The following is a 24417-nucleotide window of genomic DNA, read 5'->3' as shown; positions in this document are numbered from 1 at the left end:
GAGAGGTACCGATGACCGAACCCGCCGCCCTCATGAGGCTCCAGGAGCTCGACCTCGAGCTGCTCAAGCACGCCTCCACGCTCTCCGCCATGCCGCAGCGCAAGCGCCTGCAGACGATCGAGCTCGCGAGCCGCAAGGTCGCCTCCGAGCTCAAGGGCATCGTGGGGCAGCGCAAGGACGCGCAGACCGACGTGACCGAGGCCGAGGAGGCGCTCGCGCACTATCGCGCCAAGACAGCCGAGGTCCAGGCTGAGGCGGACGCCGGCGAGCACACGCACCGCGAGATCAGCTCGTTCGAACAGCAGCTCACCTCGCTCGCCAAGCGCATCGAGAAGTCAGAGTTCACCCTCGGGCCCCTGCGCGAGCGCCTGGAGCGCCTGGAGCGCGCCGAGCGCAACGCCCGGCTCACGGCCGATCGGCTCGAGACCGAGCGTGCGACGACGCAGTCCGAGCTCGAGGAGGCTTCGCGCGACCTGCGCGCCCAGATCGTGAGTCTGTCCCGCGAGCGCGAGCAGGTGGCCGCCGAGCTCCCCGCCGCGCTTCTCGAGCGCTACGAGGCCGCTCGCAAGCGCTTCAAGGGGCTCGGGGTGGAGCGCCTGCGTGGCAACGTGCCGTCGGTGTGCCGCGTGAAGCTCCAGCCGAGCCAGTTCCACGACCTCGCGCAGCACGGAGAGATCACCGAGTGCCCGTACTGCCACCGCATCCTCATCACCTCTGAGGAGGAGTAGGCATGAAAGCCGAGAAGAGCCGCGTACTGCTCGCCGTCTGTGGCGGTATCGCCGCCTACAAGGCCTGCGAGGTGCTGCGCGGCCTCCAGAAGGCGGGCTGCGAGGTGCGGGTGGCCATGACCGAGGACGCCTCGCGCTTCGTCGGCACCGCGACCTTCGAGGCGCTCTCCGGATCGCCCGTGGCAACCTCGCTCTACGACTATCCCGGCTCCGCCATCCCGCACATCGAGCTCGCCGAGTGGGCGGACGCCGCCGTGGTGGTGCCCGCCACCGCCAACGTCCTCGCCAAGATGGCGTGCGGCATCGCCGACGACTGCCTCACGACGACGCTTCTTGCCTGCGCATGCCCCGTTCTCGTGGCGCCGGGCATGAACGTCCACATGTGGCGGAACGTCGCCACGCAGGCCAACGTCGTCGCGCTGCGCGAGCGCGGGGTTCGCTTCGTCGGTCCCGACAGCGGTCGGCTCGCCTGCGGGGAGGTGGGCGAGGGAAAGCTCGCGGACGTCGACGAGATCGCGGCGGCCGTGCTCGCGCTTCTCGCCCCGCGTGACCTTGCCGGGCTGCGCGTTCTCGTGGACGCCGGTCCCACGCACGAGGCCATCGACCCGGTCCGCTACATCGCGAACCGCTCCACCGGCAAGATGGGCTACGCGATCGCCGAGGCCGCCGCGCGCCGCGGGGCCGACGTGACGCTCGTCTCCGGGCCCACGTCGCTTGCCACGCCCGCCGGCGTGCGTCGCATCGACGTCGAGAGCGCCGCGCAGATGCACGACGCGATGCTCGCCGCGTTCGAGGGTGCCGACGTCGCGATATGCAGCGCGGCGGTGGCCGACTACACGCCTGCGGCGCCCGCGGACCACAAGCTCAAGAAGAATCGCGAGCATCTGGACGCGATCAGGCTCACGGAGACCGCCGACATCCTGGCCGGCCTCTGCGCTTCCAAGGGCGCTCGCCTCGTCATCGGCTTTGCCGCCGAGACCGATGACCTTCTCGCGCACGCGCAGGACAAGCTCGAGCGCAAGGGCGCCGACCTCATCGTGGCCAACGACGTGAGCCGTCCCGAGTCCACCTTCGGGGCGGACACCAACCGCGTCGCGCTCGTGAGCGCAGAGGGCGTGGAGCAGCTCGAGACCATGCCGCTCGCTGGCGTGGCCGACGCGATCCTGGACTGGGCGCGGCAGAGGGCCGCACGATGAGCGGGCTGCTCATAGGCTGCCACCTCTCCACCGCGAACGGCTACGCCGCCATGGCGGCCGACGCCGTCCACATCAACGCCACCACGTTCGCGTTCTTCACGCGCAACCCGCGCGGCGGCAACGCGCGCGAGCTTGACGAGAGGGACCTCGGATTATTTCTCGCGACGCTCGAGGAGCACGGAATCGGCCCGCTCGTCGCGCACGCGCCCTACACCTACAACCTCTGCTCCTCAAAGCCGGAGACCGTCGAGTTCGCGCGTCGTGCGATGCGCGAGGACCTGGCGCGCATGGAGCGCATGCCGGGACATCTCTACAACTTTCATCCCGGCGCGCACGTCAAGCAGGGAGTTGACGAGGGGATTCGCCTCATCTGCGAGGGCCTGAACGAGGTGCTTGAGCCCGGCCAGCGCACCACGGTGCTTCTCGAGACCATGGCCGGCAAGGGCACCGAGATCGGGCGCTCCTTCGAGGAGCTGGCCCGCATCATCGAGGGCGTCACTCACGACGAGCTGCTCGGCGTGTGCCTGGACACCTGTCACGTTGCCGACGCGGGCTATGACATCGTGGGCGACCTCGACGGCGTGCTCGACGAGTTCGACCGCGTGATCGGCCTCACGCGCCTGCGCGCCCTGCACCTGAACGACTCCAAGAATCCGCTCGGCTCACACAAGGACCGACACGAGCGGATAGGGGAGGGCACGCTTGGCCTCGAGACCTTTCGCGCCGTGGTCACTAACCCGAGGCTTGTGGGCCCGCCCATGGTCCTTGAGACCCCTCAGACGGGCCTTGACGGCTGGGCTGCGGAGATTGCCCTACTCCGGAGCCTGAAGATTGACCATCTCTCACCACAGTAGTCCGACAGCGAGGTAGAGCGTATGGACGCATTTACCTTTCGGCTTCTTACTCATATCAAGCGGGCCTATGAAACCTCCTGCGGCGTCGCTCGCTACGAGCTTGTTGATTCGGGTGCCGCGGTCGGTACGCGTCAGTTCTATGTGCGAGACCTCACGGACAATTTGATTCGCCCTATGAGCGAGCGACACAAAGCGGAGTTCTCCCACGGCTCTGGAAAGGAGCTTGAGGATAAGATGCGTGCCCTACGCTCCTCGTCAGCAATGACCTTCAACGTGTTGGGCAACGAGATTTTTTCTGTACAGACTTCGTCGGAATCGCTCTTCGAAGCGCTTCCACCGGGCTGCTATCACGTCACATACGAGTACCAGATTCCCACGTTGCGACGAGGGCTTCCCGCCAACCTTGACGCGTTGCTCCATGACGGGAAAGGCCGGATCGTCGCCTGCGAGTTCAAGTACCTCGAGTGGGTACTTGGGGCTCCCAAACCGTTAAGGCCTGCGTATTTCGAGCGCGCGAGGTACCGTCATGCTCATGCTGCCGAGGCCTTTGTCCCGGCAGCGAAAGGTTTGGAGTCACGTGGTTTCGAGCGACTTGACTACGCTCAGCTCTTCAAGCACACGCTGGCGCTCTACAACGCCTGCGTGGAAGGTCGTCTCTCGCACGCGCATACGCTGACATTGCTCAATGTGGTTTGGGAGCCACCCAACAGGTCGGAGGCCCTGAGCAGAGACGAACTTCGTCAGCTGGCGGCAAAGTGCGAGGACGAGCGACATGAGTTCGCGAAGTTTTTGGAGGAGATGGCACCGGCACGCAAGTCGTTTGAAGCGTTTGGCGTTCGCTTCTCCATGGTCTATCTGCCGGTCTCCAAACTGATTTCTATTGGCAGCTACCCCGCCGCCGAACGAGAGCGTCTGTACCGCTACGTTTGGTAACGCAGCAACACCCATACCCGTTCGAATCGACTTGTCACCCATTTTTCGCTGGATTTGGGTGATGGCGGACGGACCTGATTACCCTACAGTTTTTTAAGACATCACGTTTGAGTGGACGTAGCACGCCTGCTTGCAGGGGGTAATCAATGGGTATGGCATGGCTCAAAAGATTCGTCGCGCTAATGACTATGTTTACAGTGCTTTTGCTTGCCCCGCCCCTTCCAGCATTAGCGGCGACAGGAAATTCCGTCTACGTCAAGGGCGACGAGTCCACCAGCGGCGAGACCTACGTGTTCCATGCGAACATCAGCAACAACCTCACCAAAACGGATACCACGAACAGGCTCCTGACGGCTGACACGTTCATTCCTGCTTATCAACAGGGCACGTCAACCACTGCGTTCAGCTTCGATGATGACGGGAATCTCTGGGCCAACAGCAACGACCTCGCTCAGTACGAGTTCGAGGTGACGGCGGTTCAGGGCGACATGGACGAGGGGAATCAGGGCTACCACATCCGCATGACCGGACAGAACGTCGATGGTGCCCAATACCTCGCGGTGACACAGACCATCATCGAAACAGTCTATCAACGTTCTGCAGACGCTTACTATCTCACCGGTGGAAAACCAACGGAGTTTGATGGCGTGGTGTACCCGACGCTTCCCTTCGTTTATCTTTCGAATTCCCCGTGCACCTGGCATTGGGACGACGTAGAGGGAGAATTCTACACGCGTTTCACGAGTGATATCGAGAATTCAGGAACCCCAACGCCTGGCTGTCTCGAGGATGGAACCCCATGGGGAACATATTGTTCGTATGATGGCAATGACGGGAATAAGTACCTTATTGGATGGATAGGTTACCTTTCGTACATTGATTATGATGATCCTGAGTACGCAGGTTACTTAAACCTCTATGCCGATGCTTATGAAAATACCAATGGCTCCGATACTAAAGTTTCTCTTGTCGGCGTTAATGCGCCCAATGGAGTCAACAGGCTCGTCCGCAACTCCCTTGCTGAGGTGCTGCGCAATCCCTTGTTCGTCTTCAACAGAATCTGGCCTATCGACGGCGTGACAGCGGGCTGCGCTTCGCTGTCGGTGACTGCCCCCCTTACAATATATGGCGATTATGGTGAAGCTTTTGGTGCCAGTGCCGATGCGCAGAGCCTCAAGCTGTATGAGAAAAGCAACACCTGCACGCTGACCGTTCAGGATGGCCCCGGTGGCGGCGACTATGTCGCTGGGAGCGCCGTGCAGATCTCTGCCTCCGAGAAGACCGCTTCGGGCCACTTCGTAAGGTGGGAAGTCGTCAGTGGTAACGCAACGTTCGGGGACGCGTCATCGGCGAGCACCTCGGTGACGCTGTCCGGGTCCTCCGTGACCGTGAAGGCCGTCTACGAGCCCCACGCCGGCACCGATGACGGGAACTGCACAACAGCTCTGACATGCGATGAATGTGGGTATGAAATCAAGGCGGCGAGTACCGGGCATGTGCTCGGTGCGTACCAGAAGGGGGCCAACGGACAGCACGGGCGCAGCTGCACGAACGAAGGCTGCGCCTATACCGAGTGGGAGAACTGCACCTATTCGATCGAGGCGACCTGCAAGACGCCAGCGAAATGTCCCAAGTGCGGCGGAACGACCGGTGGCGTCGATCCGGGCAACCATGAGGGAAAGCCGGTGTGGGAGCAGACCGCGACGACCCACGAGCAGGCCTACGAGTGCTGCGGCGCCGTCGTGGTCGCCGAGGCGGATCATACGTGGGAGGACGGCGCCTGCACGGTCTGAAACTACGCGTGCCAGCACAGCGGCGGTACCGCCACCTGCGCGGACCTCGCCGTCTGCGCCATATGCGGAGAGTCCTACGGCAACCTGGACTCCGACAACCATGACCCGTCGGACGTGTGGACGCAAGAAAACGGCATGCATTACCACGCCTGCGAGAACGGTTGCGGAGCCCATCTCGACGAGGCGCCGTGCTCGGGCGGCAAGGAAAGCCATTTCGCGCTGCCGGTCTGCGAAGTGTGCGGGAACGAGTACGGTTCCCTTTTGACCGACGTGACGGCTCCCACCGGCGAGATCTCGATCAAGAACGACATGTGGGCCTCGCTTCTGAACACCCTCACGATCGACCTTTTCTTCAAGGAGACCCAGACGGTCGAGATCGCCGCCGACGACGACAGCTACGGCATGGTGGGCCATTCGGATGACGATGCCGCCAAGGTGGCGTACCTGATCGACGACGGCGACACGGCGTTCACGGTCGACGAGCTCGAGGGCATGCGCTTCACCGAGTACACGGGTCCCTTTAGCATCGAGCCCGACCAGCGCCTGGTCGTCTACGCCAGGATCACCGACCATGCGGACAACGTGACCTACATCTCCTCCGACGGCCTCGTGCTCGACGCGACGCTGCCCGCGGTCACGGGCGTCGACGACGGCGGAACCTACTACGCGACCCGGGCCGTCGACGTTGACGATGAGAACCTCGCCACCGTCACGCTCGACGGGGCGCCTGTCACCGGCGGCTTCGAGCTCGAGGGTAACGTGGACCGAAGCTACACCATTGTCGCCACCGACCGGGCGGGCAACGTCACCGAGGTCACGGTCACGATGAAGCCCGTCGAGGACCTCGCCGGCCAGATCGAGGGCCTCACGTCGGACACCGTGGGCCCAGACGACCGCGAGACGGTCGAGGCGGTGAAGGACGCCGCCGAGGAGAACCTCGGGGACGCGACGGATGAGGAGCGTGCCGAGCTGGAGGACCTGATCGAGCGCTGCGACGAGCTGCTCAGTGAGATCGACGCCGCCGAGGCGGCGGTCGCAGCCGAGGCAAAGGCCGCGCGTCTCGCGGGCACCGGCGACACGCTGCCCGTCATGGCGGTGTGCTCGCATCTCGCCATAGGCGTGCTCGCGATCGTAGGCGGGGAGCTCCTTCGCCGCGGCTGCCGTTTCTGAGGTGCGGACCGTCGTCCTTCTCGCCTGGGTTGGAGCCCGTATAATGTGGGACGCAAACCTCAACCGAGAGGCTGTCTCACATGGGAATCCTCATAGGTCTCGAGCGCGTGGGGCACGAGTGGCCCGGCAAGCGCGTGCTCGAGGACCAGACCATAGGCATCAACGAGGGCGAGCGCATCGGCATCGTCGGCCGCAACGGCGACGGCAAGTCCACGCTGCTGGAGATCGTGGGCCATGTGCTCGAGCCTGACGCGGGCGCGGTGACGTGGCGACGCGGCATCAACGTGGGTTATCTCGGGCAGGCGGACGAGCTCGGCGACAAGGACAGCGTGCGCCGCGCGATCTTCGGCGACGTACCGGAGTACACGTGGGCCTCCGACGCCCGCATACGTGCGATCCTGGACGAGCTCGTGGGTGACCTCGACCTTGGCGGCCTCGTGGGCGAACTCTCCGGCGGGCAGCGCCGCCGCGTGGACCTCTGCCGCGTGCTCTGCCACACCTGGGACGTCATCCTCATGGACGAGCCCACCAACCACCTCGACCTAGCCGCCATCGAGTGGCTGGCGGACCACCTCAAGCGTCGCTGGCCGATGGGGGAGGGCGCGCTTCTCGTGGTCACGCACGACCGCTGGTTCCTGGACGAGGTCTGCGAGCACATGTGGGAGGTCCACGACCGCCGCATCGAGCCCTTCGAGGGCGGCTACTCCGCCTACATCCAGCAGCGCGTGGAGCGCGAGCGCCAGGCCGCCGTCATGGAGGAGCGCCGCCAGAACACGCTGCGCAAGGAGCTCAACTGGCTCGCGCACGGCGCCAAGGCGCGCACGAGCAAGCCGAAGTTCCGCGTGGAGGCCGCACGCGCACTCATCGCCAACGACCCGCCGCTCAGAAACCCGCTCGAGCTCAAGCGCCTCGCCGTGAGCCGCCTGGGCAAGCAGGTCATAGAGATGAAGGGCGTGAGCTTTGCCTATCCCGGTGGCCCGCGCGTGATCGACGGCGTGGACTGGCTCATCGGCCCCGGCGACCGCTACGGCATCCTCGGCGCCAACGGCGCGGGCAAGTCCACGCTGCTCGCGCTCATGACGGGAGCGCTCAAGCCAACGTCCGGCACCGTGAAGATCGGCGCGTCGGTGCGCTTTGGCTTCATGAGCCAGCACCTCGACGCGCTGGGCGAGAAGGACGACTGGCGCGTGCTTGAGGTGCTGGGTCGCTACAAGCGAAGCTACCTCGTGGGCGGCAAGATGCAGAGCCCCACGCAGCTCATCGAGCGCCTGGGCTTCGAGCAGCGCGAGCTGCAGAACTTCATCAAAGACCTTTCCGGCGGACAGCGTAGGCGCCTCGCGCTCCTCTGCGTGATCCTGGAGGAGCCCAACGTGCTCGTCCTTGACGAGCCGGGCAACGATCTGGACACGGACATGCTCGCCGTCATGGAGGACTTGCTCGACAGCTGGCCGGGAACGCTTCTGGTGGTGAGCCACGACCGCTATCTCATGGAGCGCGTGACCGACGACCAGTTCGCGCTGCTGGACGGCCATGTACGCCATGTTCCCGGCGGCGTGGACGAGTACCTTCGCCTGCTTGGCGAGAAGAGCGGCGGCGCCGAGCCCGTCACAGAAAACGAGCCACAGGCAGATGGCCCTTCTCGGCCGACCGAAACAGGTCTTTCCAACCAGGAGCGCCGCGAGCTCAAGAAGCGCTTCGACGCGGTGAGCCGCAGGCTGGAGAAGACGGCGGGGGAGCCCGAGCGCCTGAGAGCCGATATGGCCGCCGTGGACGCGAGCGACTACGCCGCCCTCATGGCCGCACAGGAGGCGCTGGACGCGTGCCTCGCCGAGCGCGAGTCCCTCGAGGACGAGTGGCTCGAGCTCTCCGATCGCCTCGGCATCGAATGATTCAAAAGGGGGCTGTCCCCCTTTGGATCATAGTGCGGAGCGTAGGGCGTTCTCGAAAGCTGTGAGGTCGGCGGCGTCGGGATGCCCCAGCGCGCGGTCGAAGTTCTCGATCATCGGCTCGAACCTCTTCGGGTCCTGCTCGGCCATCTTGACGTAGCGCTCGCGCACGGCGGGCGGCATCTGGCCCTGGCACATGAAGCGACCCACGACCTGAGCGCCCTCGGGAAGCGCAGACTGGAAACGGTCGAGCACGCGGTCGTAGTACGCCTGGCTGCCGCCGAAGCCGCAGGTGCCGAAGAGAAATACGCGCTTGCCCGCAAGCGGGGGGAGCGCCTCTGCAAGCGCGGGGTCCATGCCGCCCTTGTCGGTCCAGGAGCCCACCAGCACGAGGTCGGCATCGGCAACCGGGCCCTCGTCCTCCTCGCCCAGGATCTCGCGTGCGCGCTGCGCGAGCTTCTCGGTGTTGCCGGTCTTGGAACTGCAGATGATCGCGTATGACATGGGTCCTCCTTGGTCGACTGGCGTTCTTGTACCCGTTTGCCGGGTGCTAGACCTCCCAGGCGGACTTCTTCATGTCCACGCGCCCGTCCGGCCGGAAGCACACGCCCTCTGCCTCGAGCATGCGGCGCTGCTCTCCCGGCCCTCCGAAGGCAAAACCCGGAGCGAGCGAGCCGTCTGCGAAGACCACGCGATGGCACGGCACGCCGCCGGCGACCCCGGGGCTTCCGTGCATGGCGTAGCCCACCTGGCGAGCACAACGCGGCGCACCCATGAGCCGCGCGACCTGACCGTAGCTGGCCACGCGCCCCTCGGGGATCTGGCGCACCACGTCCCACGCGCGCTCGAAGAACGACTCCCTCATGCGATGTTCACCCCATACTCCCAGGAAGGTCTCAGAGGCAAATTTCGAGCCCACCTGTGTCACTATATGCGTCATCTGTGTGAATATATTCGCTGGCTTCGTCAGATTGAACGAAGGCTGAAGCGTTTTCGCAGGATTATCGCGCCCGTGCGATCTCCGTCGAAGAGACTTCTCTAGGCTCCCCACACAGCAGAGCTAAATTGTGACACAGGTGGGTAGCTATTCTGCCCTGGGGGCATTAGGTTTCCATTCTGCTGCGGATGGCTTGTTTGATCCGTGGCCGTGGTAACGTCCTCGTGACGTCAATCGGAGGGAGCATCATGGAGCTCGACAAGAACACTACCGCACTGCTCGTCATCGACGCCATCGAGGCCGTGGGCGACGACTCGCTCTACGATCCCGACGCCGCGACCGCCGCCTATCGCGCCGCCGTGGCGCGCTCCGTGGCCGCCTGCCACGCCGCCGGCATCCCGGTTATCTACTGCAACGACGCGCATATCCGCGGTCTTGACCGCGAGCTCGACCTCTGGGGCGAGCACGGCGTCGCCGGAGAGGTCCGCGTCTTCCCCGAGATCGAGCAGGCCCCCGGCGACATCACCATCCCCAAGCGCCGCTACTCCGGCTTCTTCCAGACCGACCTCGACCTCACCCTGCGCGAGCTGGGCGTGAAGACCGTCATCGCCGTGGGGGCCGACACCAACATCTGCGTGCTCCACACCCTGGCCGACGCCTACTTCAACAACTACGCCTCGGTCGTGGTGACCGACGCCACGATGACCTTCCTCTGCGGCACCCAGGAGGGCGCGCTCGAGCACTGCGAGAAGTGCTACGGCTCCAAGCTCGTGAGCGTGGCGGAGCTGGAGGCCGCCCTGGCGTAGCGGCGACGAGCCGTGACCTCCTCAAATCACGCATTGACCGACAGGTTTTACCGCTCGCGGGCGAGGGATCGCCTCGGCGAGCGGTAAAACCTGTCACCTTGCCAGGCGGCGAGAAGAGCGGTCGGCAGATACGAAAAAGGACCGGGGAGCAATCCCCGGTCCTCTTCACATCCTGGTCGGGTGGACTGGATTCGAACCAGCGACCCCTTGACCCCCAGTCAAGTGCGCTACCAAACTGCGCCACCACCCGTCGTGCGAGGAAGAACTATAGCATCCCGTCGCACATGACGCAAGCGAGACCGCCAAGTATGCGAAACCCGTGTATCGCGAGCGTTTCAGGTGCGCACCTTACGGGCTCCTCGTGCCTATGATGGTTCCACGGCAAGGCCAACCCTAGGAGGAACGATCATGGCACGCGTGTACAACTTCTCCGCCGGTCCCGCCGTGCTGCCCGAGGGCGTCCTCAAGCAGTGCGCGGACGAGATGCTCGACTACGCCGGCTGCGGCATGAGCGTCATGGAGATGAGCCACCGATCTTCCGTCTTCAAGGGCATCATCGAGGGCGCGGAGGCGCGCCTGCGCTCCCTCATGGGCATCCCCGACAACTACAAGGTGATCTTCACACAAGGCGGCGACTCGCTGCTCTTCTCGACCGTCTTCATGAACCTCGCCACCAACGGCAAGGCCGACTACGTGATTACGGGCAACTGGGCCAAGAAGGCCTTCCAGGAGGCGCAGATCCTCGGCGACGCCGCGGCCGTGGCCTCCTCTGCGGACAGGAACTTCTCCTACATCCCCGACTGCTCCGACCTGCCCATCCGCGATGACGCGAGCTACCTCTACATCTGCGAGAACAACACGATCTACGGCACCAAGTTCGGCGAGCTGCCCAACACCAAGGGCCACGTGCTCGTGGCAGACCAGAGCTCGATGTTCCTCTCCGAGCCGGTCGACGTCACCCGCTACGGCCTCATCCACGCGGGCGTCCAGAAGAACGTCGGCCCCGCGGGCGTCCAGATCGTCATCGTGCGCGAGGACCTCATCCCCGAGGACCTGCCCGGCGTGCCCACCATGCTGCGCCTCAGGACGCAGGCCGACGCCGGATCGCTCTACAACACGCCCAACTGCTGGGGCATCTACGTCTGCGGCCTCGTCTTCGAGTGGATCGAGAAGAACGGCGGCCTCCAGGCGATGGGGGAGCGCAACGCCGATAAGGCCAAGGTGCTCTACGACTTCCTCGACGAGTCCTCGCTCTTCTCGTCCACGGTGGACCCGTCCTGCCGCTCGCTCATGAACGTGCCCTTCGTCACGGGCGACAAGGACCTCGACGCCGCCTTCGTCAAGGAGGCGGCCGAGCACGGGCTCGTCAACCTCAAGGGGCACCGCTCCGTCGGCGGCATGCGCGCGTCGATCTACAACGCCATGCCGCGCGAGGGCGTCGAGGCGCTCGTAAGCTTCATGAAGGACTTCGAGACGCGCAACGCGCGCTAGGGGAGGGGACATGTACGCCGTCCACTGCATGAACAACATCTCAACCGTGGGCACCGATGCCCTCGAGCGAGCCGGCTACGAGTTCGTCGACGACCCCGACAGGGCCGACGCCTGGCTGGTGCGCAGCGCCAACCTCCACGAGATCGAGGCGCCGGCCGGGCTCCTCGCCATCGCGCGCGCGGGCGCGGGCGTGAACAACATCCCCGTCGAGCGCTGCGCCCAGCGCGGCATCGTCGTCTTCAACACCCCGGGCGCCAACGCCAACGCCGTCAAGGAGCTCGTCATCTGCGGCATGCTCCTCGCGTGTCGAGACGTCATCGGCGGCGTGGAGTGGGTCCACGAGGCAAGCGACGACCCGCAGATAGCCAAGCGCGCCGAGAAGGCGAAGAAGCGCTTCGCCGGCTGCGAGCTCGCGGGCAAGCGCGTGGGCGTCATCGGCCTCGGCGCGATCGGCGCGCAGGTGGCCGACGTCCTCATCGCCCTCGGGGCCGAGGTCATGGGATACGACCCCTACCTCTCGATCAACGCCGCCTGGGGCCTCGACCGCCGCATCGAGCACGCGACCGAGCTCTCCGACCTCCTCGCCGCCTGCGACTTCGTGACGCTGCACGTACCCGCGACCGACGAGACGCGCGGGATGATCTCGTCCGTGGCAATCGCCCACATGAAGCGCGGCGCGGTGCTGCTCAACTTCGCCCGCGACGCCCTCGTCGACGAGCAGGCGCTTGCCGAGGCGCTCGACGACGGTCACCTCGCGCGCTACGTGACGGACTTCGCCAACCCCGCATCCGCCAACATGAAGAACGCCATCGTCCTGCCGCACCTCGGCGCCTCCACCGGGGAGGCCGAGGACAACTGCGCCGTCATGGCCGCACGCCAGCTCCGGGACTACCTCGAGAACGGAAACATTGCAAACTCGGTCAACTACGGCCGCGTCGACCTCGGGCCGCTCGGCGAGGGGTCGCGCGTCGCGCTCTTCCACGACAACGCGCAGGGTGTCATCGGCCAGCTCACGCAGGTCCTCGCCAACAGCGGCCTCAACATCGAGAACATGAGCAACGTGAGTCGCGGCGCGTACGCGTACACGCTCGTGGAGGTGAGCGGTGCGGTGTCTCCCGAGACGGGGGCCGAGCTCTCCGCCCTCGACCACGTGACGCGCGTCCGCGTCATCGCCCGCGAGGCCTAGCGGGGGCCCGAGTGAGCGGCCTTCCCGAGAAGGACCCCTGCGCCCACTTCGCGCACGAGGACGACTATCCCGGGCTCGACCTCGAGGGCGCCGCACGGCGTCTCGGGGCCGCGCTCGCGCTGCGCACTGTCTACGACACGCCGCAGACCACCGACTTCGCACCCTTTGACGCGCTCTATGACCTCATCTGCTCCTCCTTCCCGCTGATCTCCCGTCACGGGCGCACGGAGCGGGTGGGCCACTCCATCCTGATAACTGTGAGCGGCACGGATCCAGAGCTGTCCGCCGCGCTGCTCCTCGCGCACCAGGACGTCGTTGACGTCGTCCCCGGGACGGAGGAGCTCTGGGAGCACGACCCCTTCGGCGGGCACGTCGACGAGGAGTGGATCTGGGGAAGAGGCGCCCTCGACATCAAGGAGATGCTCATGGGCGAGCTCGAGGCGCTCGAGCACCTCCTCTCGCTCCACGGGCGGCCGAGAAGGACCGTCATCCTCGCGTTCGGCGAGGACGAGGAGGTGTCCAGCCTCGGTGCGACCGCGCTGGCGGCCGAGCTCGAGAGACGGGGCGTCCATGCGGCGTTCTCGCTCGACGAGGGCGTGAGCACGTTCGCCGACGCCGCGCCCTACGGTGCCCCCGGCACGGTGGTCTCGGACGTCTGCCTCTCCCAGAAGGGCTATCTCGACCTGCGCCTGACCGTGCGCGGCGAGGGGGGCCACTCCTCCAACCCGTTCGGGGGCACCTCGCTCGAGCGGCTCTGCGTGGCCATCGCCCGGCTTGCGGAGCACCCGCTCCCGCCGAGGCTCGTCGGCCCCGTCGCGAGCACCTTCGAGACCCTCGCGCCGCTGGTCTCGTCCGAGCCCGTCCGCTCGCTCGTCGCAGACGTCGAGGGCAACGCCGACGAGCTCGCACGTTACGCCGCCTCGGTGCGCGCGCTCCACCCGCTCGTGTGCACGACCATGGCTGTCGACCAGATAGGCGGCAGCTCGCCCGCCCCCAACGTCATGCCGGCGGACGCGACCGCCACGCTGAACCTCCGCCTCCTGCCGGGAACCACGGTCGAGGACGTGCTCGCCTGGACGAGCGGCCTCGTTGGACCTGAGGTTGAGGTCGAGGTGCTGCACGCCACGCCCGCGGGCCGCGTCGACGAGGCAGGCGGGCCGGGCTACGACGAGCTCGTTGGGGTGATGGGTCGCTACCACCCCGGGACCCTTGTCGTCCCGTCGATCATGTGCGGAGGCACCGACTCCGTCCGCTACGAGCGCGTCTGCGGCAAGCTCCTGCGCATGACGCCCTTCCGCCCCGCGCACGACGAGCTTGCGCGCGGCCTTCACGGCGTGAACGAGCGCATAGCGCGCCGCGTGTACGCCCAGGGCATCCGCGTCCTTCTCGCCCTTCTCGAGCGCACTGTGCTCTAGACGGCTGACGATGCGCTGACGCGCGGAGGGCCCGGGGACGTATCGATTTGCGCTAACATGGGTAGCCTGTGAATGGCTTCAGACAACTTCGAGCTGAGAGGGCGCACGTGTCAGAGAGAGTAGACCGCACCAAGGATCTCCTCAAGAACATCGCGGACGCCGACGCGGCCGAGCGCCAGGCAAACGGTCGCGCCGATGCCCTGGTGGGCACCTCCGATAACCCCTCGACGCAGGTCTTCACCGTCGCCAACGTCATCACGTTCTGCCGCCTCGGGCTCACGATCGCGTTCCTCCTGCTCTTTGCCGCCGGCCACGAGCGCACCATCGCGCTCGTCTGCTACGTCGTGGCGGCGACCACGGACTTCCTGGACGGCCAGGTGGCGCGCCGGACGCAGACCGTGAGCTGGCTCGGGAAGATCATGGACCCCATCATGGATCGCATCCTGCTGTTCACCGGCGTGCTGGGGCTGCTCATCGTCGGCGAGCTCCCGCTCTGGGTGCCCGTCTTCGTCATCGGCCGCGACGTTTATCTCGCCGTCGGGAGCCTTGTGCTGCAGCACTACCGCCGTCGTCCCGTCGATGTCGCCTACGTCGGCAAGGCCGCGACGGCACTGCTCATGTTCGGCTTCTGCGACCTCCTGCTCGGGCTTCCCGTGGTCGAGGGCCTCGGGCTCGTGGACGTCGCGTGGCTGCCCGGCCTCAACGACCTGAGCGCCGCGGTCGGCATCTTCTTCGTCTATGCGGGCGTCATCTGCTCCTTCGTCACGGCGATCGTCTACACCGTCGAGGGCGTCAGGATCGTCCGCGGCACCAGGGCGCAGCGATGAGCGACGCGCGCACCGGCGTCCTGCACGAGGAGCACGCGCTCCTCGGCGCCTCCTTCGTGCCCTCCGAGACGACGGGCCTGCTCGCGGTGCGCTCCTACGCGCGCGAGGCCGTCGGTGCGCCCGCCGCGGGGGAGGCGAGGCTCACCGACCTCACCGGCGCCACCTACCTCCTCGTGAGCGGATCGGACGCGGAGCCTCTCGCGTACGCGACCTTCGCCGGGAAGCCGCTGCCGGTCGGCGAGTGCTCGTTCTCGGCGACGCTCTCGGGCGACGGCTCGCTGCTTTCCATGCCGCTGGTCGCCCGCTGCGGCGACACCGAGTTCGTCGTCATCGACCCGTCTCCGCGCGGGGAGGCGCTCGCCGCCTGGACGGGGCTTCTCGCACGCGCCGAGTCCGATGGCGCCCGAGCCTTCCCACTCGTCTCCATCTGTGACGCGAGCGAGATGCTCGTCCCGCTCGCGCTCTGCGGCCCGGCAGCCGAGCACGTGCTCTCCGACTACCTCCACGACGCCTCTCTCCCGACGCCGGGACAGGTTCGCCAGCTGCGGCTCGATGCCATCGACGTCGTTGTCGTGCGGCCGGGCGCACCGCTCGCCCAGGACATTGTCGTCGTGCTCGTCCCGCCCGCGCGCGCTCGCGTACTATGGAGGAGCCTGCTCTCCTTCACCGAGGTCTCTCCCGTTGGCGTGCCCGCGTTCGCAGGCCTTCTCGCGGGCGCCCTTCCCTGGGGGGAGCTGCTCGTCGGGGCCGGTCCCGAGCGCGTTAGCCGCGACCGACTCGTCCGCTGGGGCCTCGTGAGGGACGGGGGCGACTTCGTGGGCGGCCGAGCGTTGGCATAGTCGTCTTCAGTCGAGAGAGGGGACGCGATGAAGTACTCGATCAACGCCAGGAAGGCGCCGGAGGCCTTCGGACCCTACTCGCAGGGGACCACCGCCGGGCGCCTCGTCTTCGCCTCCGGACAGCTGCCGATCTCGCGCGAGGACAACCGGCGTCTCGTCGACGGGGGAATCCGCGAGCAGACCGAGCGCGTCATCGACATCATCGAGGACATCCTGTCCGAGGTCGACTGCACGCTCTCCGACGTCGCCCAGACCACCGTCTACCTCGCGAGCCTCGACGACATGGCCGCCATGAACGAGGTCTATGCGCGCCGCTTCTCGACGCCCGCGCCGGCGCGGGCCGTCGTCGGCGTGAACGAGCTGCCGCTCGGCGCACTCATCGAGATGGACTGCGTCGCCTGCCGCTGATCCGCGGTATTATTGAGTGAGCTAACCCAACGAGGGGAGAGACATGCCCACAGCCAACCCTGACGCGACCGAGATCTTCCGTATGTCGCCCGCCGACGCCACGGTCCCCGACCTTATGGGCGCCCACCGTCCGGCTCACCCCACGCTCACCATCGTGAAGGGCCCCCAGATCGGCGAGGTGTTCGAGCTTGACTCGCCGCAGATCACGCTCGGCCGCGACCCGCACAACAGCGTCTTCCTGAACGACATGACCGTGTCGCGTCGCCACGCCCGCATGGAGCTCGGTCCGGTGGGCTCCGGTCAGGCCACGATCGAGGATCTCGGGTCGCTCAACGGCACCTGGGTCGACGGCGCCATCACCACGCGCGCCGCGCTCAAGGACGGCTCCACGATCCAGATCGGGACCTTCCGCATGGTGTTCCACACCAACGCCCGTCCGCGTCGGATCGACACAGAGGCGTAAGCCACCATGCCCGACGCCGGCTACCTGACAATCGGCAAGGTCGTCAAGAAGCTGCAGCAGCAGTATCCCGATCTTTCGATCTCCAAGGTGCGTTACCTCCAGGACGAGGGGCTGCTCAACCCCTCCCGCACGCCGAGCGGCTACCGCCTCTACTCGCAGCGTGACGTGCGTCGCCTCGAGACGATCCTCTACCTCCAGAAGAACCGGTTCCTGCCGCTCTCCGTCATCAAGGAGGAGCTCGAGCGCTCCGACGCCGGCCAGCCGAGCGCCGCGTCCGAGACCGGTCCGGACCGTCTCGCCGACACCATCACGCTCCCCGTCGACGACGAGGAGACCGTCGGCAAGCTCCACCCGCTCGACCGCGTCCCCGAGCTCACCGGCGTCTCCGCCAGCTTCGTACGACAGCTCTCCGAGGCGGGGGTCATCAAGCTCACGCGCTCGCCGCACGGTCGCGACCTCGTGGACGGCCACGACCTCGGCCTCATCCGAATCTGCGACGAGCTCAGGCACTTTGGGATCGGGCCCAAGAACCTCAGGCAGTACGTGATCGCGGCCAACCGCGAGTCCTCGATGTTTGAGCAGGCGCTCGTCGTCTACGCCGCCAAGGCGGGCGGGGTGGAGATCGAGGACACCGAGGTCGCACGCAGTAGGTACGAGCAGGCGTTCTCGCGCATGCTCGGCCTCACCAACGCCGTCCGCGACGAGCTCATCGCCCGTCGCGTCGCCAAACCGTTCCAGAACAAGGGTCCCGAGAAGAACGACGGGGCTCGATAGGGGAGGACCATGGACACCTTCGACTTCGAGAGCCGCATCATCGACATCCCGGACTATCCTGAGCCCGGCGTCGTCTTCAAGGACATCACCCCGCTCTTCGACGACGCTGAGGCCCTGCGCGCGGTCGTCGACGCGATCTGCGAGCACTTCTCGGACGCCGGTATCACTAAGGTCGTCGGCGCCGAGGCGCGCGGCTTCATGGTCGGCGCCCCCGTCGCCTACCGGCTCGGCTGCGGCTTCGTTCCGGCCCGCAAGCCCGGCAAGCTCCCCCGCGAGGTCTACTCTGAGTCCTACTCGCTTGAGTACGGCACCGACGAGCTGCAGATCCACCGGGACGCTCTCACCCCGGGGGACCGCGTACTGCTCGTCGACGACCTCGTCGCCACCGGCGGGACGGCCGTCGCCACGGCGCGTCTCGTCGAGCAGTCCGGCGCCAGCGTCGCCGGCTTCGCCTTCATCCTGGAGCTGAGCTTCCTCAACCCACGCGAGGTCATCGCCCGTGACTACCCGCAGGACGTGTTCACGCTGGTCAAGGTCTCCTGATCGGCCTCCCCAAACGTACGACAGGGCCGTATCTGGCCTTGTGCCCATCGTATGGTGCTTGCGTACCTGCGGTGGGTTGCTCCTATAATGGGGTCCGTACACCAACGAAGGGATGACATTGAACCTCTCGAGAAGAGCCGTCCTCTCCGGACTCATCACGCTGCCCGCCGTGGCAGCTTCAATACTTTGCGCAAACGACATCGCCCGTGCCGACACCGCTGACGAGCTCGCCGCCGCCCAGGCGCGGCTTGAGGCGCTCGGCGCCGAGCTCTCGAGCATGCAGTCGCAGCTCGCCTCGGCCACTAACAAGCTCGAGGAGACCGACTACGCCATCGGCGAGAAGAGCGCGCAGATTGACGAGCAGCGCGTCCTGCTCTCGGACAAGCAAGCCCGTCTCGGCGAGCTCATGAAGGCCTCGTACAAGACCGGCGGGACCTCGATGCTCGACTTCGTTCTCAGCGCCGCCAGCTTCGAGGAGCTCGTCACGCGCGTCTACTATCTCGACAGCATCTCCGAGAGCGAGTCCGCCGCCATCGACGAGGTGAGGACCCTCGCCGCCAAGCTCGAGCAGGATATGGCCGACCTCGAGGAGCAGAAGGCCGACCAGCAAGACCAGGTCGACGCGCTCAACTCCCAGGTCAGTGACTACCAGTCCCGCGTCGCCGAGGCGCGCGAGGTGTACAACTCGCTCGACGCACAGCTCCAGGCGGAGCTCGAGGCGCAGCGCAACGCCGAGATCCAAGCCGCGCTCGAGGCCGCTGAGCGCGAGGAGCAGCAGAGCGGCGGCGGGAACGGCGGCGGGAACGGCGGCGGGAACACCAATAACAACCACGACTCCGACCGCGAGCCGGCCCATGACGACGATGACGATGACGACAACTCCGGTGGTGGCGGTGGGAACACCGGCGGCAGCGGCGGGCACGCTCCCTCCGGCGGCGGCGTGGCCACCGCGCTCGCGATGATCGGCAAGCCCTACGTCTGGGGTGCGACGGGTCCGAACTCCTTCGACTGCTCCGGTCTCGTCTGCTACTGCTACGGCTACGCCCGCGGCCGCACGACCTACGACATGATCAGCAGCCTCAAGAATACCGGCGACTGGAAGACGAAGATGTCCCAGCTTAACTATGGTGATCTCGTCTTCCCGCACAGCGGCCATGTCGGAATCTACCTCGGCAACGGCGAGATGGTCCACGCCTCGCAGCCGGGCGTCGGCGTCGTCCGCGGCTCAGTCTACTCCTTCTACGGTGGTGGCCCCTACTAAGCTAGGATTCGCATGAGTGAGGGTGCCTCGGAGGACCAGTTCGTCGGTCGACGGCTCTCCCGTCGCTTCCAGGTGAGTCTCGTCTGGGAGGGCGCGCTGGTCGGCCTCGTCGGCGGGGGAGTGGTGACGCTCTACCGGCTGGCCCTCTCGCTCGCCGAGCGCGCGCTTCGCATGGCAACGGGTGCCGCCGCAGGCCACGCTCTCCCCATGCTCGGGTGGCTCGTTCTTCTCGCAGTTGCGTTTCTCTTGGTTAGACACCTCATTCTCTGGGAGCCGGCGACCTCGGGGTCCGGCATCCCGCAGATTGACGCCGAGGTCATCGGCCGCTACGATGCCCCCTGGGCGCGCGTCGTACCCGCTAAGTTCCTTGAGGGGACGCTGCTTGCGCTCTCCGGCCTCTCACTCGGGCGCGAGGGTCCCTCGGTCCAGCTCGGCGGCATGTCGGGCAAGGCCGTCTCGCGCGCACTCGGGCGCAGGAGGGGAGAGGAGCGCCTGCTCGTCACCTGCGGTGCTGCGGCGGGCATGTCTGCGGCCTTCCATGCGCCGCTCACGGGAGTGCTCTTCGCGCTCGAGGAGATCCACAAGGAATTCACCGCGCCGCTCATCATCTCGGTCATGTGCTCCGCCGTAGTCTCCGACCTCCTCGTCTCGCAGGTTGTGGGCATCTCGCCGGTGGTGAGCCTCTCGTTCGTGACGAACCTGCCTCATGTGGACTATCTCTTCGTCGTGGCGCTCGGGCTCGTGTGCGGGCTCCTCGGCGCCCTTCACAACCGAGGGATGTTCGCCGCCCAGGGGCTCTACGCGCGCATACCCGAGCGGCTCGCCGTCCTCCGCCTGGCGATTCCGTTTGCCGTCGCCGGCGTCGTCGCCTTCACGTGGCCCGAGCTCATGTGCGGCGGAGATGCGATCGTCGAGCTGCTCAAGAGCTCCGCCTTCCCATCTGTCGCAGCGCTGCTTGCGCTCCTTGTCGCAAAGTACGCCTTCACGGCGCTCTGCTTTGGCTCCGGGGCCCCGGGAGGGACACTCTTTCCGCTCGTGGTGCTCGGCGGCCTCGTGGGCGCTGCGTTCGCAGCCATCGCAATGAGACTCGGCTTGCCGGCGATGTTCAGCCCCAACTTCATAGCGCTCGGCGTCGCCGGCCTCTTTGCGGGCGTCGTACGGGCGCCGGTGACCTCCGTCGTGCTCGTCTTCGAGCTGACGGGGTCCCTGGACGCCCTGCTCTCCGTCTCGATTGTCTCGGTCCTCGCGTACGTCGTCTCCAGCCTCACGAGGGTCGACGCCTTCTACGAGCACCTGCTCGCCAGCCTGCTGGGCTCTCTGCCAGAGGAACGGATCACGGACGCCAATCGGGCCGAGAAGGACCTCGCAACCGTGCGGGTGGGGTCGGGGAGCCGCCTCGAGGGGATGCTCGTGCGAGAGGTTCCCTGGCCGGACGGCGTGCGCGTCCTCATGATCGAACGGGCCGGAGAGCATGTCATCCCGACGGGCGACACGAGAATCTGCGCGACAGACGAGCTCCTGTTCGTCTCTAGGTCCGGATTTCTTGACGACGCGCGTCTCAAGCTCTCGCTCATGTGCGAGCAGCGCGTGAGACCCTCATAGGGGAGCGATGCGGTCGCGTATTTCTCTGATTTGCTTGCTTACCTCAAAAATCTCCACTTTACATAAGATATATTATCGCGGTTGTATTTTAGAACCAATTTATCAAAAAGGCAGCCGTAGAGAATCGTTATTCGAACCTCATCCTGCTTATGCGAAAATAATCGTATGGCTGAAGTTCGGAGGCTCCAATGTTCTCACAACTCTACGAACTCTCTTTGATTAGCACTGTATTCCTCCTTGTTGTTATAGGAGTTTGTCTACTCAACCTTTACTTCCGATTCGCCCACTCCCAGTATGGCCGCCAAAGCGATACGAGTTTTCTCACTGCCTATCTCAATGACGGCGCACGCGGCGAATTTGATACCGGCCATCTTGTTGAACGTGCTCTTCCTGGCGCCCGACTATTCTTTAACGCTTACTTACCTTTGAACGACGGTTACACTGAACTCGATGTAGTTGCTGTTCATACTAGTGGGTGTTACGTTTTCGAAAGCAAAAACTATTCCGGATGGATATTCGGCAACTCATCAGACATTAAGTGGACTCAATCGCTCAACCGTCATACTAAGTGCCGTTTCTACAACCCCATCCGTCAAAACTCTACGCATGTAAAAGTTCTAGTTACAGAATCTGGTGTAGAAATCTCAAAGATCATCCCTGTCGTTGTGTTCTCTGAGCGTTGCGAGCTGAAAAAGCTCACTCTTAATCTCAATGACATAGTTCTAAAGCGTTCTGACCTTTCTCGCTGGCTCTCCAACCGCTCATCACTCTCGATTCTCGATGACGAGGAAGTCTCAAGACTCTGTAAGATTCTTGAAACCAGTGTCGGACGATCCAACGAATTCAAACTGCTACACGCTAACAAGGTCGCTGAGAAAAACGCTCATTGATTCCTTCCAGAAAAAATGAGAGCATTTCAACCCTCGACAGGCAGGCCGAGAAACGCCGCCGCGCTCGTGGCGGCCACGGCGCCGTCCGAGGCCGCCGTCACGATCTGCCTGAGCGGCTTGCGTCGTGCGTCGCCGGCTACGAAGAGCCCTGGCGTCTCTGTGGCCATGCCCTCGTCTGTTATGGCATACCCGGCCTCATCGAGGCTTACGAGGCCTCTCAGGGCCTCGGTCTCGGGTACGCGCCCCACGAGCACGAAGACGCCGCGCGAGCCCTCCTCAAAGTTCTCCGCGTACTCTCGTCCCGTCGCATTGTCCCGAAGCCTCATGTCGCTCAGCAGAGCGTCGCCGGAGACGGACACGACGCTCGTCAGATACCTCAGCTCGACCTTCTCGTTACGCTCGAGCTCCTCGACGAGCGCGCGCTGCGCGCGCATGTGGTCCTTTCTCACGACAACCGTGACCTCGGACGCGATCCTGGACAGAAAGAGCGCCTCCTCGGCAGCAGAGTTGCCGCCGCCAATGACGAAGACATGCTTGTTCCGGTAGAACATGCCGTCACAGGTGGCGCAATATGATACTCCCCTGCCTACATATTCCGATTCGCCCTCGAAGCCGGCCGGTCGCGGCCGTGCCCCCGGCGCGGCTATGACGGCCCGCGAGACGTAGGTTGCCTCGAGCCCGCTGACCCTGAAGAGGCCCGAATCGTCTCGTTCGATCGACGTGACGGGGTCCATGACGATTCTCGCCCCAAGCCCCTCTGCCTGTGCGCGCATCGCTTCGACCAGCGAGAAGCCGTCGGCATGGGGCACGCCCGGGTAGTTGTCAATCTCGCTCGTGAGGATCGCCTGGCCGCCGAGCGCCTCGCGCTCGAGCGTCACGGCGTCCAGCATGGAGCGGCTCGCGTAGATGGCGGCGGAGAGCCCGGCAGGGCCGCCGCCGACGATTACGAGGTCATGGACGTGCTCGCTCATGGCTCTCCCCTCTCGGTCCGTTGCCTACTGGATACCCAGTTTCAGACATTCTAGTCTAAATGAGAGGCGGCGACTCACATTTGAGCCGCCGCCCCGAACGTGCCGGTGTCTCCCCTACCGAGGAGCTAGGACTCCTTCGGCCTGGGCAGGACGAGGTTCATGAGGATGCCGACGAGCGTGGAGGTGGCCATGCCAGGAAGCGTGTAGTCGCCGAGCGGAATGGAGATGCCCGACGTCTCCATGCCGACGCCCAGGATGATCACGACTGAGGCGATCATCAGGTTGCGGTTGACGTCGAAGTCGACGCGGTTGGAGACGAGCATGCGCAGGCCGTTTGAGGCGATGAGGCCGAAGAGCAGCAGGCTCACGCCGCCCATGACCGGGCTCGGGATCGACTGGATGAGCGCCGCCAGCTTGGGGCAGAAGCCGCCGACAACCAGCGCGAATCCGGCCGCGTACCAGAAGATCTGGGTCGAGTAGACGCGGGTGACGCTCATGACGCCAATGTTCTCGGCGTAGGTGGTCGTCGGGGGGCCTCCGAGGAAGCCGGAGATGACGGTGGAGATGCCGTCGCCCGCCAGCGAGCGCGGGAGCATCTCGCGGTAGTCCTTGCCGACGATCTCGCCGACGGCGAGGAGGTGGCCGATGTGCTCGATCACCACGACGACGGCAACGGGGGCCACCAGGGCGATGGCACCCGGGTCGAAGCGGGGCATGGACACCTGCGGGAGACCGATCCACGCCGCCTCGGCCACCGGGGCGAAGTCCACGAGGCCGAGCGCGAGCGAGACGAGGTAGCCGACGATGATGGCGAGAAGGACGGGAACGGTCCCGACGATGCCGCCCATGCTCGAGAAGACGACAGCCGCGGCGAGGGTCACGAAGGCGACGATCGCACCGGTGCCGTAGAAGACGCTCGCCCCGGCGTCGTCGGTCGTCATGAAGGCCATGTCGGCGGCCGTGGCGGCCAGGCCGACGCCGATGACGACCATCACGGAGGCGACGAGCACGGGAGGCAGAAGCCGATCGAGCCAGCCCGTGCCGACGAGCCGGATTATGCCGGAGACGGCCAGGAAGACCAGACCAGCCACGACGACGCCGGACATGGCGGCGTCGAGCCCCTGCGTCGCGCCGACGGCGAGGATGGGGCTGATGAAGGCGAAGGAGCTTCCAAGGTAGCTCGGAATCTTGTTCCTCGTGACGAGCAGATAGCAGATCGTGCCGATGCCCGAGCACATGATGGCGACGTTGGGGTTGAGCCCGGTGAGGACGGGCACGAGCACCGTGGAGCCGAACATGCTCATCATGTGCTGGATGCCCAGCGGGATGGCACGTCCCACGGAGACGCGGTCGTCGACGCCGATGACCTCACGCTCGTGTGCGCTCATGTCTCACGCTCCCTTCTTGAGGATGCGGATATGAAAAAAGCGCCCGGGCATGTTGC

At 65.5% G+C, this 24417-nt stretch carries 24 protein-coding genes and 1 tRNA gene; 20 read left to right on the top strand and 5 right to left on the bottom strand.

Translation table 11 applies throughout. The features are described 5' to 3' along the window. Positions 1 to 11: 11 nt before the first annotated feature. The 7 genes from INF26_RS07390 (at position 12) to INF26_RS07360 (ending at position 8563) form a co-directional block, all read left to right on the top strand. Positions 12 to 728, top strand: coding sequence for a zinc ribbon domain-containing protein (locus INF26_RS07390; protein WP_193530314.1), 717 nt, complete (start codon positions 12 to 14; stop codon positions 726 to 728). A gap of 2 nt (positions 729 to 730) precedes the next feature. Continuing rightward, on the top strand, positions 731 to 1924 hold the full coding sequence (gene coaBC, locus INF26_RS07385; RefSeq protein WP_193530313.1) for a bifunctional phosphopantothenoylcysteine decarboxylase/phosphopantothenate--cysteine ligase CoaBC: 1194 nt from the start codon (positions 731 to 733) through the stop codon (positions 1922 to 1924). Continuing rightward, positions 1921 to 2778, top strand: coding sequence for a deoxyribonuclease IV (locus INF26_RS07380; protein ID WP_193530312.1), 858 nt, complete (start codon positions 1921 to 1923; stop codon positions 2776 to 2778). The genes coaBC and INF26_RS07380 overlap by 4 nt, the downstream gene beginning before the upstream one ends. A gap of 21 nt (positions 2779 to 2799) precedes the next feature. After that, a complete protein-coding gene (locus INF26_RS07375; RefSeq protein ID WP_193530311.1) occupies positions 2800 to 3711 on the top strand; it encodes a PGN_0703 family putative restriction endonuclease in 912 nt (303 codons plus the stop codon). Positions 3712 to 3857: 146 nt separating this feature from the next. After that, positions 3858 to 5504: an InlB B-repeat-containing protein gene (locus tag INF26_RS07370; protein ID WP_193530310.1), complete on the top strand. Its 1647-nt coding sequence runs from the start codon at positions 3858 to 3860 to the stop codon at positions 5502 to 5504. A gap of 261 nt (positions 5505 to 5765) precedes the next feature. Beyond that, positions 5766 to 6674, top strand: a complete 909-nt coding sequence (locus INF26_RS07365; RefSeq protein ID WP_193530309.1) for a hypothetical protein — start codon at positions 5766 to 5768, stop codon at positions 6672 to 6674. Positions 6675 to 6754: 80 nt separating this feature from the next. Further along, positions 6755 to 8563 (top strand): ABC-F family ATP-binding cassette domain-containing protein, encoded by a 1809-nt coding sequence (locus INF26_RS07360; RefSeq protein ID WP_193530308.1) that lies wholly within the window; start codon positions 6755 to 6757, stop codon positions 8561 to 8563. A 27-nt stretch (positions 8564 to 8590) separates the two neighbouring features. Here INF26_RS07360 and bilS read toward each other — a convergent pair whose 3' ends face one another. Both bilS and INF26_RS07350 read right to left on the bottom strand, forming a co-directional pair. Continuing rightward, positions 8591 to 9064 (bottom strand): flavodoxin family protein BilS, encoded by a 474-nt coding sequence (bilS, locus tag INF26_RS07355; protein WP_193530307.1) that lies wholly within the window; start codon positions 9062 to 9064, stop codon positions 8591 to 8593. 46 nt (positions 9065 to 9110) lie between these two features. Further along, complete coding sequence (locus INF26_RS07350; protein ID WP_193530306.1) at positions 9111 to 9425, bottom strand: MGMT family protein; 315 nt, start codon at positions 9423 to 9425, stop codon at positions 9111 to 9113. A gap of 320 nt (positions 9426 to 9745) precedes the next feature. Between INF26_RS07350 and INF26_RS07345 the strand changes: the two genes are divergently transcribed. Then, on the top strand, positions 9746 to 10303 hold the full coding sequence (locus INF26_RS07345; RefSeq protein ID WP_193530305.1) for a cysteine hydrolase family protein: 558 nt from the start codon (positions 9746 to 9748) through the stop codon (positions 10301 to 10303). A gap of 173 nt (positions 10304 to 10476) precedes the next feature. Here the strand turns inward: INF26_RS07345 and INF26_RS07340 are convergent. Beyond that, positions 10477 to 10553, bottom strand: a tRNA-Pro gene (locus tag INF26_RS07340). 158 nt (positions 10554 to 10711) lie between these two features. On the opposite strand from INF26_RS07340, the gene serC reads away from it, so the two are divergent. The 12 genes from serC to INF26_RS07280 all read left to right on the top strand — a co-directional run bounded on the left by serC (position 10712) and on the right by INF26_RS07280 (position 22002). Then, complete coding sequence (gene serC / locus INF26_RS07335) at positions 10712 to 11794, top strand: 3-phosphoserine/phosphohydroxythreonine transaminase (protein ID WP_193530304.1); 1083 nt, start codon at positions 10712 to 10714, stop codon at positions 11792 to 11794. A gap of 10 nt (positions 11795 to 11804) precedes the next feature. Next, complete coding sequence (locus INF26_RS07330) at positions 11805 to 12980, top strand: 3-phosphoglycerate dehydrogenase family protein (protein WP_193530303.1); 1176 nt, start codon at positions 11805 to 11807, stop codon at positions 12978 to 12980. An 11-nt stretch (positions 12981 to 12991) separates the two neighbouring features. Further along, entirely contained in the window at positions 12992 to 14395 is a 1404-nt protein-coding gene (locus INF26_RS07325; RefSeq protein ID WP_193530302.1) for a M20/M25/M40 family metallo-hydrolase, read from the top strand. A 107-nt stretch (positions 14396 to 14502) separates the two neighbouring features. After that, positions 14503 to 15222, top strand: a complete 720-nt coding sequence (locus tag INF26_RS07320) for a CDP-alcohol phosphatidyltransferase family protein (protein ID WP_193530301.1) — start codon at positions 14503 to 14505, stop codon at positions 15220 to 15222. Further along, positions 15219 to 16061 (top strand): aminomethyl transferase family protein, encoded by an 843-nt coding sequence (locus tag INF26_RS07315; protein ID WP_193530300.1) that lies wholly within the window; start codon positions 15219 to 15221, stop codon positions 16059 to 16061. Before INF26_RS07320 ends, INF26_RS07315 begins: the two co-directional genes overlap by 4 nt. 27 nt (positions 16062 to 16088) lie before the next feature. Further along, on the top strand, positions 16089 to 16469 hold the full coding sequence (locus INF26_RS07310) for a Rid family detoxifying hydrolase (protein ID WP_193530299.1): 381 nt from the start codon (positions 16089 to 16091) through the stop codon (positions 16467 to 16469). Between the two features lie 43 nt (positions 16470 to 16512). Then, positions 16513 to 16932 carry an FHA domain-containing protein gene (locus INF26_RS07305; protein ID WP_193530298.1) on the top strand — a complete coding sequence of 140 codons (420 nt, stop codon included), beginning with the start codon at positions 16513 to 16515 and terminating at the stop codon, positions 16930 to 16932. A 6-nt stretch (positions 16933 to 16938) separates the two neighbouring features. Then, complete coding sequence (gene ftsR / locus INF26_RS07300; protein WP_193530297.1) at positions 16939 to 17706, top strand: transcriptional regulator FtsR; 768 nt, start codon at positions 16939 to 16941, stop codon at positions 17704 to 17706. Between the two features lie 9 nt (positions 17707 to 17715). Continuing rightward, positions 17716 to 18249: an adenine phosphoribosyltransferase gene (locus INF26_RS07295; RefSeq protein ID WP_193530296.1), complete on the top strand. Its 534-nt coding sequence runs from the start codon at positions 17716 to 17718 to the stop codon at positions 18247 to 18249. Positions 18250 to 18367: 118 nt separating this feature from the next. Further along, positions 18368 to 19510, top strand: coding sequence for a coiled-coil domain-containing protein (locus INF26_RS07290; RefSeq protein WP_193530295.1), 1143 nt, complete (start codon positions 18368 to 18370; stop codon positions 19508 to 19510). Between the two features lie 12 nt (positions 19511 to 19522). After that, entirely contained in the window at positions 19523 to 21112 is a 1590-nt protein-coding gene (locus INF26_RS07285) for a ClC family H(+)/Cl(-) exchange transporter (RefSeq protein WP_193530294.1), read from the top strand. 188 nt (positions 21113 to 21300) lie between these two features. Further along, positions 21301 to 22002, top strand: coding sequence for a nuclease-related domain-containing protein (locus INF26_RS07280; protein WP_193530293.1), 702 nt, complete (start codon positions 21301 to 21303; stop codon positions 22000 to 22002). Between the two features lie 26 nt (positions 22003 to 22028). On the opposite strand, the gene INF26_RS07275 is transcribed toward INF26_RS07280, so the two are convergent. Further along, positions 22029 to 22973 carry an NAD(P)/FAD-dependent oxidoreductase gene (locus tag INF26_RS07275; RefSeq protein WP_193530292.1) on the bottom strand — a complete coding sequence of 315 codons (945 nt, stop codon included), beginning with the start codon at positions 22971 to 22973 and terminating at the stop codon, positions 22029 to 22031. Between the two features lie 125 nt (positions 22974 to 23098). Then, positions 23099 to 24361, bottom strand: a complete 1263-nt coding sequence (locus INF26_RS07270; protein WP_193530291.1) for a uracil-xanthine permease family protein — start codon at positions 24359 to 24361, stop codon at positions 23099 to 23101. Between the last annotated feature and the right edge of the window lie 56 nt (positions 24362 to 24417).

It is taken from the genome of Thermophilibacter gallinarum (genome assembly GCF_014982725.1).
Classification (GTDB): domain Bacteria; phylum Actinomycetota; class Coriobacteriia; order Coriobacteriales; family Atopobiaceae; genus Thermophilibacter; species Thermophilibacter gallinarum.
This window is presented reverse-complemented; position numbering and strand designations above follow the sequence as displayed.